Source organism: Kitasatospora sp. NPDC058190, from assembly GCF_042883685.1.
In the GTDB taxonomy this organism is placed as follows: Bacteria; Actinomycetota; Actinomycetes; order Streptomycetales; family Streptomycetaceae; genus Kitasatospora.
In genome coordinates this window covers 1-11,266 of sequence record NZ_JBHVVI010000197.1, presented here as the reverse complement: position 1 = coordinate 11,266, position 11,266 = coordinate 1, and the positions used below count along the sequence as shown (strand labels likewise).

11 protein-coding genes are annotated in these 11,266 nt (G+C 72.6%); 9 read left to right on the top strand and 2 right to left on the bottom strand.

Features of this window, described 5'->3' with window-relative positions; all coding sequences use genetic code 11:
* Positions 1-838 (bottom strand): RNA-guided endonuclease InsQ/TnpB family protein (locus ACFVWU_RS42720; RefSeq protein WP_387631651.1); only part of this gene is annotated, 838 nt, incomplete at its 3' end.
* A 159-nt stretch (positions 839-997) separates the two neighbouring features.
* Between ACFVWU_RS42720 and ACFVWU_RS42715 the strand changes: the two genes are divergently transcribed.
* Genes ACFVWU_RS42715 through ACFVWU_RS42675 form a run of 9 tightly spaced genes read left to right on the top strand, consistent with a single transcriptional unit; the run spans position 998 to position 10,172 of the window.
* Positions 998-1,816, top strand: coding sequence for a glucose-1-phosphate cytidylyltransferase (locus tag ACFVWU_RS42715; RefSeq protein WP_387631649.1), 819 nt, complete (start codon positions 998-1,000; stop codon positions 1,814-1,816).
* A complete protein-coding gene (locus ACFVWU_RS42710; RefSeq protein WP_387631646.1) occupies positions 1,813-2,475 on the top strand; it encodes a PIG-L deacetylase family protein in 663 nt (220 codons plus the stop codon). Before ACFVWU_RS42715 ends, ACFVWU_RS42710 begins: the two co-directional genes overlap by 4 nt.
* 3 nt (positions 2,476-2,478) lie before the next feature.
* On the top strand, positions 2,479-3,504 hold the full coding sequence (locus ACFVWU_RS42705) for an NAD-dependent epimerase/dehydratase family protein (protein WP_387631644.1): 1,026 nt from the start codon (positions 2,479-2,481) through the stop codon (positions 3,502-3,504).
* Complete coding sequence (locus tag ACFVWU_RS42700) at positions 3,492-4,775, top strand: DUF4910 domain-containing protein (RefSeq protein WP_387631641.1); 1,284 nt, start codon at positions 3,492-3,494, stop codon at positions 4,773-4,775. The genes ACFVWU_RS42705 and ACFVWU_RS42700 overlap by 13 nt, the downstream gene beginning before the upstream one ends.
* A gap of 5 nt (positions 4,776-4,780) precedes the next feature.
* Positions 4,781-6,109, top strand: coding sequence for a hypothetical protein (locus ACFVWU_RS42695; RefSeq protein ID WP_387631654.1), 1,329 nt, complete (start codon positions 4,781-4,783; stop codon positions 6,107-6,109).
* A complete protein-coding gene (locus ACFVWU_RS42690; RefSeq protein WP_387631638.1) occupies positions 6,106-7,053 on the top strand; it encodes a glycosyltransferase family 2 protein in 948 nt (315 codons plus the stop codon). Before ACFVWU_RS42695 ends, ACFVWU_RS42690 begins: the two co-directional genes overlap by 4 nt.
* Positions 7,050-8,282, top strand: a complete 1,233-nt coding sequence (locus ACFVWU_RS42685; RefSeq protein ID WP_387631636.1) for a polysaccharide pyruvyl transferase family protein — start codon at positions 7,050-7,052, stop codon at positions 8,280-8,282. The genes ACFVWU_RS42690 and ACFVWU_RS42685 overlap by 4 nt, the downstream gene beginning before the upstream one ends.
* Positions 8,279-8,830 (top strand): dTDP-4-dehydrorhamnose 3,5-epimerase family protein, encoded by a 552-nt coding sequence (locus ACFVWU_RS42680; RefSeq protein ID WP_387631633.1) that lies wholly within the window; start codon positions 8,279-8,281, stop codon positions 8,828-8,830. The genes ACFVWU_RS42685 and ACFVWU_RS42680 overlap by 4 nt, the downstream gene beginning before the upstream one ends.
* A 7-nt stretch (positions 8,831-8,837) precedes the next feature.
* The gene (locus ACFVWU_RS42675) at positions 8,838-10,172 is read left to right on the top strand and encodes a glutamate-1-semialdehyde 2,1-aminomutase (protein ID WP_387631631.1); all 1,335 of its coding nucleotides are present in this window, start codon (positions 8,838-8,840) and stop codon (positions 10,170-10,172) included.
* A gap of 7 nt (positions 10,173-10,179) precedes the next feature.
* Here ACFVWU_RS42675 and ACFVWU_RS42670 read toward each other — a convergent pair whose 3' ends face one another.
* Positions 10,180-10,851: a phosphatase PAP2 family protein gene (locus tag ACFVWU_RS42670; protein ID WP_387631628.1), complete on the bottom strand. Its 672-nt coding sequence runs from the start codon at positions 10,849-10,851 to the stop codon at positions 10,180-10,182.
* Positions 10,852-11,266: the final 415 nt, after the last annotated feature.

Genomic DNA, 11,266 nt, shown 5'->3' with positions numbered 1-11,266 from the left:
TGCGGACGGTCAGGTCCTCGATCACGACCACTTGGTTTTCGTGGACGAGTCGGGTGGTGAGCTTGTGCAGGAAGTCCCTGCGCCGGTCGGCGATCCGGGCGTGGACCTTGGCGACCTTGCGCCGGGCCTTCTCGCGATTCTTCGAGCCCTTGGCCTTGCGGGCAAGGTCCCGCTGGGCCTTGGCCAGACGCTCCCGATCCTTGCTCTCGGACCGGGGGTTGGCGATCTTCTCCCCGGTGGACAGCGTCACCAGACTGGTGATCCCGGCATCGATACCCACCACCGTGCCAAGCGCGGGCAGGGGTTTGACGCCGGGGTCCTCGCACAGCATGGAGACGAACCAGCGCCCCGCCGCGTCCCTGGACACGGTCACCGTGGACGGGGACTGCCCTTCGGGCAGGAGACGCGACCACACGATACGCAGCGGCTCCGCCATCTTCGCCAGTGTCAGCTGACCGTCGCGGTACCGGAATGCGCTGGTGGTGTACTCCGCGCTGTCTTGGGACTTCTTCTTCGACTTGAACCGGGGGTACTTGGCCCGCTTCTGCCAGAAGTTGGAGAACGCCCCTTGCAGGTGCCGGAGAGTCTGCTGGAGCGGCACGGAGGAGACCTCGTTGAGGAACGCCAGCTCCTCGGTCTTCTTCCACGCCGTCAGCATCGCGGAGGTGGCGTTGTAGTTCACCCGCTCCTGACGCATCGTCCACGCCTCGGACCGGGCGGCCAGCGCCTTGTTGTAGACAAGCCGCACACACCCGAACGTACGCGACAGCTCAGCTGCCTGCGCATCTGTCGGATAGAAGCGGAACTTGAATGCCCGCTTCACCTGAGTGGACGTCATGGATCACACATTAGCGGCAATCTTTGTGACCACCTGCGGCTGGTCAGCCTACCAAGACGCCGGATCGCCCTGGCGGCGAAACGGCCACCCCTGCCCCGCTACGCGGGAGCTTCGTTTCCTCCCCCGGCTGAAGCCGGGGGTATCCACGAAGGAGTCCTGATGAAGGTCGTCCTGTTCTGCGGCGGTTACGGGCTGCGGATGCGCAGCGGATCCTCCGACGACGTGCCCAAGCCGATGGCGATGGTCGGCCCGCGGCCGCTGATCTGGCACGTCATGCGCTACTACGCGTACTTCGGGCACACGGAGTTCATCCTGTGCCTCGGGTACGGGGCCCGGCACATCAAGGACTTCTTCCTCACCTACGAGGAGACGACGTCCAACGACTTCATCCTGCGCAACGGGCGGACCGAGCTGTTGTCCACCGACATCTCCTCCTGGACGATCACGTTCGCGCAGACCGGCATCGAGTCGCCGATCGGCGAGCGGCTGCGCCGGGTGCGCCACCACCTCGACGGCGACGAGATGTTCCTCGCCAACTACGCCGACGTGCTCACCGACGCCCCGCTGCCGGAGATGATCGAGCGGTTCTCCCAGCGCGACGCCGGGGCGTCGATGATGGTGGTGCCGCCGCAGTCCTCCTTCCACTGCGTGGAGTTGGGCGAGGACAACCTGGTGGGGGGCATCACCGCGGTGAGCGACATGCCGCTGTGGGAGAACGGCGGCTACTTCGTGCTCCGCCAGGAGGTGTTCGACCACATCCCGGAGAACGGGGACCTGGTCGCCGACGGATGTGCGGGGCTGGCCAAGCAGGGCCGGCTGGTGGCCCACCAGCACCGCGGTTTCTGGAAGCCGACCGACACCGTGAAGGAACGGGCCGCGCTCGACGCCGCCTACGCCCGGGGCGACCGCCCGTGGGCCGTGTGGGAACGGGACGGCGCGGTGGCGAGCGCGACCGGCGGCGCGGTGAGGAGCGCGTGATCCGGCTCGGGGCAGGCGGCCTGGACCGGATCGTCGCGGTGGGGGCGCACTGCGACGACATCGCCATCGGCGCCGGCGGCACCCTGCTGACGATGTGCCGCGCGCGGCCGGGTCTGCGCGTCGACGCGCTGGTGCTCTCCGGCGGCGGCAGCGAGCGGGAGCAGGAGGAGCAGGCCGCGCTCGCCACCTTCTGCCCGGGCGCCGACCTGCGCCTGACCGTGCTCAAGCTGCCGGACGGCCGGCTGCCCGCGCACTGGGACGAGGCCAAGGCCGCGGTCGAGGAGCTGCGCGCGCAGACCGAGCCGGATCTGGTCCTCGCCCCGCGCACGGAGGACGCGCACCAGGACCACCGCGGCCTGGCGAAGCTGATGACCACCGCGTTCCGCGACCACCTCGTACTCGGCTACGAGATCGTCAAGTGGGACGCCGACCTCGGCCGTCCGACGGCCTACCAGCCGCTGACGGACGAGATCGCCGAACGGAAGGTGCAGCTCCTGCAGGAGCACTACGCCTCGCAGCGGCACCGGCCCTGGTACGACCGGGAGGCCTTCCTCGGGCTGGCGCGGATCCGCGGCATCGAATGCCACGCGCGCTACGCCGAGGCGTTCGCCGTCACCAAACTCACTCTCCATCTGGGCACTCTCACTCTGGGGGACTGAACCTTGCGCGTACTGCTGACCGGACACCAGGGCTACCTGGGCACCGTGATGGCCCCGCTCCTCGCGGCCGCCGGGCACGACGTCGTCGGCCTCGACGCGGGCCTGTTCGCGGACTGCGTCCTCGGCCCGACGCCCGCGGACCCGCCGGGGCACCGGGTGGACCTGCGCGACGTCACGGCCGAGCACGTGGCCGGGGTGGACGCCGTGATCCACCTGGCGGCACTGTCCAACGACCCGCTGGGCTCGCTGGCACCGGACCTCACCTACGACATCAACCACCACGCCTCCGTACGGCTGGCGAAGCTGGCCCGCGACGCCGGGGTGCGGCGTTTCCTGTACGCCTCCACCTGTTCGGTCTACGGCGCCGCCGGCGGCGACGACCTGGTGGGCGAGGACGCCCCGCTGCGCCCGGTGACGCCCTACGCGGAGTCCAAGGTGCGGGTGGAGGACGACCTGCACGAGCTGGCCGACGACGACTTCACCCCGGTGTACATGCGCAACGCCACCGCCTTCGGCTACTCGCCCCGGCTGCGCGCCGACATCGTGCTGAACAACCTGGTGGGCCACGCGCTGCTGTCCGGCGAGGTGCTGGTGCTCTCCGACGGCACGCCCTGGCGCCCGCTGGTGCACGCCGCCGACATCGCCCGGGCCTTCGCGGCCGCGCTGACCGCCCCGCGGGAGGCGGTGCACGACCGGGCCTTCAACATCGGCAGCGAGGTCAACAACGTCACGGTCGCCGAGATCGCCGCGCAGGTCGCCGAGGCGGTGGACGGCGCGCAGGTGCGGATCACCGGGGAGAACGGCGCCGATCCCCGCTCGTACCGGGTGGACTTCTCCCGGTTCCGCGGCGCGCTGCCCGGCTTCGACTGCGAGTGGACGGTGAAGCAGGGCGCGCTCGAACTCGCCGACGCCTACCGGAGGTTCGGGCTGACCCGGGAGGGCTTCGAACGCGGCTTCACCCGGCTGGCCGTGCTGCGCCGGGCGTCCGAGGCCGGCACCGTCGACGACACCCTGCGGTGGCGCCGGTGACCACGCCCGGCGAGGAGATGTACGCGCTGGTGGAGCGGCTGTACCCGCTGTGCCGGAGCATCACCGGCGACGGCGTGCGCGCCACCCTGGAGATCATCGGCGAGTACGTCCCGTTGCAGGTGCACGAGGTGCCGACCGGGACGCAGGTGCTCGACTGGACGGTGCCGCAGGAGTGGAACATCCGGGACGCGTACATCGCCGACACCGCCGGCAACCGGGTCGTCGACTTCGCCGCGTCCTCCCTGCACGTGCTCGGCTACAGCGTGCCGGTGGCGGCGACCATGCCGCTGACCGAGCTGCGCGCCCACCTGCACACCCTGCCGGACCACCCGACCTGGGTGCCGTACCGCACCAGCTACTACACGCCGGACTGGGGGTTCTGCCTGGCCCAGGAGACCTTGGACGCCCTGCCGGACGGCGAGTACGAGGTGCGCATCGACTCCACGCTCGCCGACGGCCACCTCACCTACGCCGAGCACGTCGTCCCCGGGCAGGTCGCCGACGAGGTGATCGTCTCCTGCCACGTCTGCCACCCGTCGCTGGCCAACGACAACATGGCCGGCGTCGCGGTGGCCGTGTTCCTGGCGCGGGAGCTGGCGCGGCGGTCGCCGTACTACACCTACCGGTTCATCTTCGCGCCCGGCACCATCGGGGCGATCACCTGGCTGGCCCGCAACGCGGAGCGGGTGGAACGGGTCAAGCACGGGCTGGTGCTGGCCTGCGCCGGCGACCCGGGCCACCTGACGTACAAGCAGAGCAGGCGCGGCGACGCGGAGATCGACCGGGTGCTGCGGCACGTCCTGACCGCATCCGAACGCCCGCACCGCGTCACCGAGTTCACCCCGTACGGCTACGACGAGCGGCAGTACTGCTCGCCCGGATTCGACCTCGGCGTCGGCTCGCTCAGCCGCACCCCGTACGCCGGGTACCCCGAGTACCACACCTCGGCGGACAACCTGGACTTCGTCAGACCGGAGGCGATGGCGGACACCCTCGCCGTCTGTCGCGAGGCCTTCGCCGTGCTCGACCGCAACCGGCGCTACCTCAACCTCAGCCCGTACGGCGAACCACAGCTGGGCCGGCGTGGGTTGTACGACTCGCTCGGCGGCCGCAGCGACGCGAAGCAGGCCCAGATGGCCATGCTCTGGGTGCTCAGCCTCTCCGACGGCGAGCACAGTCTGCTGGACGTCGCCGAACGCTCCGGGCTGCCGTTCGACACGGTCGCCGTCGCGGCCGGCGCCCTGGAGGGCGCCGGGCTGATCAAGGCATGACGCGGATGACCACCGAGGGGATACAGACGACGACGGCCGGTCCGTCCGGGGAGACCGGGCGGACCGCCAAGCGGGGCGTGCTCGGCCGGCTGTCCTGGGGGCTGGCCGACCAGGCAGCCTCCAGCATGACCAACTTCGCGGTGGGCATCTACGTGGCCCGCGAGCTGGGGGTGACCGCGTTCGGCGTGTTCAGCCTGGCCTGGCTGACCTACGGCGTGGTGCTCAACGTCGCCCGCGGGCTGGCCACCGACCCGCTCGTGGTGCGCTTCAGCGGCGTGCCGGACGCGCCCTGGCGGGCAGCCGCGGCCCGGTCGACGGGGGCCGCGCTCGGCGTCGGTACCACCCTCGGCGCCGTGTGCCTGCTGGTCGGGCTCGGCCTCGGCGGCAGCGTGGGGCCCGCGTTCGCCTGTCTCGGCGTCGCCCTGCCGGCGCTGCTGCTCCAGGACGCCTGGCGGTTCGCGTTCTTCGCCGCCGGCACCGGGAAGAAGGCGTTCGCCAACGACCTCGTGCAGGGCGTCATGCTCGTCCCGGCCATGGTCGTGGCGGCCCGGGTGGGCACCGTGGCCGCCTTCCTGCTCGCCTGGGGCGCCTCCGCCGCGGTGGCCGCCGGGTACGGCTGCCTCCAGTCCGGCCTGCGGCCCCGGGTGACCCGGGCCCGCGGCTGGCTCCGCGAGCAGCGCGACCTCGGCAGCCGGTACCTGGTCGAGAACGTCAGCCTCAGCGGCGCGAGCCAGCTGCGGGCGTACGGGCTCGGCGCGATCGCCGGGGTCGGCGCGGTGGGCGCGGCCCGGGGCGCCGAGCTGCTGCTCGGCCCGTTCCTCGCGCTGCTGATGGGGCTGTCGCTGGTCACCGTGGCGGAGGCGGCACGGGTGCTGAGACAGGCACCGCAGCGGCTCGGCAGGTTCTGCTTCCTGCTGGGCGGCGGGCAGGCCGGCGCCGCGCTGCTGTGGGGCTCGGCGCTGCTGCTGATGCCGGACCGGCTCGGCGAGCTGGTCCTCGGCGACGTCTGGCACTCCGCCTCCCAGCTCATCGTGCCGGCCACGCTCGGCGTGGCCGGCGCCGGCCTCGGCAGCGGCGCGGCGGCCGGGCTGCGCGCGCTCGCTGCGGCCCGGCGCAGCCTGCGCTGCCAACTCTTCGCCTCCGCCTGCTACCTGGGCGGCGGGCTCGGCGGAGCCGCCGCGGCCGGAACCGCCGGCTCGGCCTGGGGCGTCGCCACCGCGACCGCCTGCGGCTCGGCCGTGTGGTGGCTGCAGCTGCGGGCCGCCCTGCGCGAGCGCCACCACGCTCCCATCCCCGTAGTAGAGGACGGCATCCCCGAAATGAGGACACCATGACCGCCATTCCCCGGTTGAGCATCGGGCTGCCCGTCTACAACGGCGAGGAGTACCTCGCCGAGTCGCTCGACGCCCTGCTCGGCCAGACCTACGAGGACTTCGAGCTGGTCATCTCCGACAACGCCTCGACCGACTCGACCCAGGACATCTGCCGCACGTACGCCGCGCGGGACTCGCGCATCCGCTACCTCCGGCTGCCCCGCAACATCGGCGCCGCGCCGAACCACAACCACGTGTTCACCCAGTGCCGCGGCGAACTGTTCAAGTGGGCCTCGCACGACGACCTGTACGCCCGGGACCTGCTGCTGCGCTGCGTGGAGGCCCTCGACGAGCGGCCGGACGTGATCCTCGCGCACTCCGGCCAGGCCGTCATCGACGGCGACGGCAAGGTGAAGGTCCCTTACGAGTACGGGCTCGCCACCGACTCGCCGCGCGCGCCGGAGCGCTTCCGCAGTCTGCTGTTCGAGCCGGGTGGCGACGACTTCTACGGGGTGATGCGGGCCGACGTGCTGCGCCGGGTGAAGCCGCACGACAGCTACCACCACGCGGACCGCACGTTCGTCGCCGAGATCACCCTGCACGGGCCCTTCCACCAGGTGCCGGAGCTGCTGTACTTCCGCCGCGACCACCCCACCCGCGCCGAACGGGCGAACCCCTCCATGCGCTCCCGGTGCGTCAACCTCGACCCGCGCCGGGCGGGACCGCTGCACCCGACGCCCCGGCTGCTCGCCGAGTACGTCTGGGGCTTCGCCTCGGCGATCCGGCGGGCGCCGTTGTCCGCGGACGACCGACGCGCGTGCTACGGCCACCTGGCCGCATGGATGACCAGCCGGCTCCGGCCGGGCGCCGGCGAGCGGGTCGAGGACCGCGCCCCGGTCGAGCCGGCCCTGCTCACGGTCTCCGTCGACGCCCTCGTGGCCGGACGCGAGGGGAGGCAGACATGACGTCGGCCGACCAAGTCCCGGTGCGCGTCGGGGTGTTCGGCCTGCTCGGCTCCGGCAACCTCGGCAACGACGGGTCGCTGGAGGCCGTGCTCGGCTACCTGCGCACCGAGCACCCGGAGGCGGTCGTGGACGCGCTGTGCGGCGGACCGGAGGTCGTCACGGCCCGGTACCGGATCCCCGCGACCCGGCTGCACTGGTACCGCGGGGAGTACCGGACCGCATCGCGGGCGGGCGCGATCGCGGCGAAGGGCCTGGGCAAACTCGTCGACGCCGTCCGCACCGCCGCCTGGGTACGCCGGCACGACGTGGTGATCGTGCCGGGTATGGGGGTCCTGGAGGCCACGCTGCCGCTGCGGCCGTGGGGCTTCCCGTACGCGCTGTTCCTGCTCTGCGCGTCCGGCCGGCTGCTCGGCACCCGGGTGGCGCTGGTCGGCGTCGGCGCCGCCGCGATCCGCGACCGGCCGACCCGGGCCCTGGTGCGCTGGTCGGCGCGGCTGGCCGCGTACCGGTCGTACCGGGACGCCCTGTCCCGCGACGCGATGCGGGCGATGGGCGTGGACACCGCGCGGGACGAGGTCCACCCGGACCTCGCCTTCGCCCTGCCGACGCCGCCCGCGAGCGCGCCCGCCGGCACTGCGGGCGTGGTCTGCGTCGGCGTCATGGACTTCCACGGCGGCAACGACGACCGGGCCGGGGCCGAGGAGATCCACCGGCGCTACCTCGACGGGACGACCCGCTTCGTCCGCGCGCTGGTCGAGGACGGCAGGCCGGTCCGGCTGCTCACCGGCGACGACGTCGACGCGACGGTGGTCGCCGAGATCCTCGAAGCGGTGGACTCGTCGCTGGTCACCGCTGCCGAAACGGCCTCACTGTCCGACCTGATGGAAGAGACGGCGGCCGCCGACACCGTCGTGGCGACCAGGTACCACAACCTGGTCTGCGCGCTGAAGGTCGGCACGCCGACGCTCGCCCTGAGCTACGCGGCGAAGAGCGACGCGCTCATGGACCAGATGGGGCTGGGCACCTACTGCCACCCGGCGCGCGAGGTCGACGCCGACCGGCTGATCGAGCAGTTCCGGGAGCTGGAGAAGCGCGCGCCGGAGCTGCGGCAGACCCTCGCCGAGCGGAACCTGGCCGCCACCCGGCGCCTCGAGGACCAGTTCAGCACGCTGACCGCGGCCCTCTTCCCCACGACCGACCACACCCACGCTTCGAGGGAGACGCCGTGAAGGCGACCGAAGTCCCGGCGATCGCCGGCGCGTTCATGTTCCGACCGACCCCGTACGCGGACGAGCGCGGCTTCTTCTGCCGCACCTTCGACGCCGACGTGCTCCGCTCGGTGGGCCTCGACCCGGACGCCTTCGTCCAGCACAGCGTGTCCCGCTCGGTCAAGGGCGTGCTGCGCGGCCTGCACCTGCGCTCCGGCGCGGGCGAGGCCAAGGTGGTGCGGTGCTCGTACGGGGAGGTCTTCGACGTCGTCGTGGACCTGCGCCCGGACTCGCCGACGTACCGCAACGTGGCCTTCTTCGAGCTGTCCGGCGAGACGCAGGTCAGCGTGTACGTCCCGGCGGGGTGCGCGCACGGTTTCCAGGCGCTGACGGAGACCACCGACGTCTCGTACCTGATCGACCGCCCGCACGATCCGGCCGAGGACGTGACGATCGCCTTCGACGATCCGGAGCTCGCCATCCCCTGGCCGCTGCCGCCCACGTCGATGTCCAAGCGGGACCGGGAGGCGCCGAGCCTCGCCGAGGTCCTGCGGCAGAAGGAGAGCTGAGGCCCTCGTGGACACCGAATCCACCGAAGAGTTCGCCCTGCCCCGGTCGCGGGCGGCGAACGAGAAACTGCACGCCGTGATCCCCGGGGGCGCGCACACCTACGCCAAGGGCGACGACCAGTACCCCGAGAACCTGGCCCCGGTCATCAGCCACGGCCTCGGTGCCCACGTGTGGGACGTCGACGGCAACCGCTACGTCGAGTACGGCTCCGGCCTGCGGTCGGTCAGCCTCGGCCACGCCCACCCCCGCGTGCTGGAGGCGGTGCGGCGGGAGCTCGACCGCGGCAGCAACTTCGTCCGGCCGTCCATCGTGGAGGTCGAGGCCGCGGAACGCTTCCTGGCCACGGTGCCGACCGCCGAGATGGTGAAGTTCGCGAAGAACGGCTCCGACGTCACCACCGCCGCGGTGCGACTCGCCCGCGCCGTCACCGGGCGAGCGCGGGTGGCCGTCTGCGGCGACCACCCGTTCTTCTCCGTCGACGACTGGTTCATCGGCACCACGCCGATGTCCGCCGGGATTCCGGCGGCGATCACCGACCTGACCGTGGCGTTCCCCTACGGGGACCTGGCCGCCACGGAGGAACTGCTCACCCGGTACCGGGACGAGGTCGCCTGCCTGGTCCTCGAACCCGCCGGCCACACCGAACCGCCGCCCGGGTACCTCGCCGGCCTGCGCGAGCTGGCCGACCGGCACGGCTGCGTACTGATCTTCGATGAGATGATCACCGGCTTCCGCTGGTCCGAGGCGGGCGCCCAGGGCCTGTACGGCGTCGTCCCCGACCTCTCCACGTTCGGCAAGGCGCTGGGAAACGGGTTCGCCGTCTCCGCGTTGGCCGGGCGCCGCGACCTGATGGAGCGGGGCGGGCTGCGTCACTCCGGCGACCGGGTGTTCCTGCTGTCCACCACGCACGGTGCGGAGACGCACTCGCTGGCCGCCGCGATGGCCGTGCAGACCACCTACGTCGAGGAGGGCATCACCGCCCGACTGCACGCCCTCGGCGAGCGGTTGGCCGCCGGTGTCCGCGAGGCCGCCGCCGGCATGGGCGTCGGCGACCACCTCGTCGTCCGGGGCCGGGCCAGCAACCTGGTCTTCGCCACCCTCGACGAGAACCGGCAGCCGTCCCAGCGGTACCGCACCCTGTTCCTGCGCCGGCTCCTCGCGGGCGGAGTGCTGGCCCCGTCGTTCGTGGTGAGCAGCGCGCTCGAGGACGCCGACATCGACCGCACCGTCGACGTGGTGGCCCAGGCGTGTGCCGTGTACCGGAAGGCACTGGACGCCGCCGACCCCACCCCCTGGCTGGGCGGGCGGCCGGTGAAGCCCGTGTTCCGCCGGTTGGCGTGACGCGACGTCAGCGACGCCCCCGCCGACCGGCGTCGGCCAGCCGGTCGACCAGCCACGCGGTCGCCGGTACCACCGCCAGCGCGGTGCACCAGCCGCCGAGGACGTCGGTCGGGTAGTGCGCGCCCAGCGCGACCTGCGCCCAGCCCATGGCGGCGCCGGCGACCAGCGCCACGGCGAGCACGAGCACGGTGGCGGCCGTCCCGCCGAGGCCGAGCCCGTCCCGGCCTCGGCGGCGAGCCGCGAGCATCGCCACCGCGAGGGCGAGCGCGGTGAGGAAGGCGGTGTGCCCGCTCGGGTAGGACAGGTTCCCGCCGTGGATGGTGCGTCCCACCAGGTGCTTCAGCAACGTGGCCGTCCCCACGGCCGTACCGACGCCGACGACGACGAACACCGCCGCCCGAGGACGCCGAAGCAGCAGGCAACCCGCCACGGCGGCCACGACCAGAGTCACGGCTCCCACCGGCTCCCCCAAGGAGTCCGCGGCCAGGGCGACGGACCGCCACGGCGGCCCCACATCGTCCACCGCCGCCCCGATCCGCGCGTCCACCCGGCCGGGCTCGCCCTCGCCGGCGTACCGGATCCCGAGCCCGGCGACCACCAACGCGGCGAAGGCCGCGACCAGCCCGAGCCACACGCGCAGCGACGGGGGCAGCACCGCGGGTGCCGGCCGGCCGGTCACACGCCCACCGCGTCCGGTCGACCCGCCGGCTCCGGCCAGGCGATCCCATGCCGGCCCCCCATCGCGCCCCCCACCCTCCAGCGACCACAACGGCCCCACGGACACCCGCTCCCGGTTGCCAACCCGACCGACAGTCCGGTCGCGGCCAACCCCTGACGGACAGTCACCGAGCTTGAACGGCGCCCCGATTCACCACGCCCCTGGAGCCGGACCCATGGTACTGGCGTACGGCGACATCCGAGCAGTGCCGGCACCACGCGAACACCCGGGCGAGAACCCCGCGGTGGTCACAGCAGCATCGCCTCGAACTGGAACTCCGCTGCGGTCAGTGGTTGCTCCGACCAGATGATCTTGCCGCGGGCCGTGTACCTGGTCCCCCACCGTTCGGCCAGTTGGGCCACCAGGAACAGGCCCC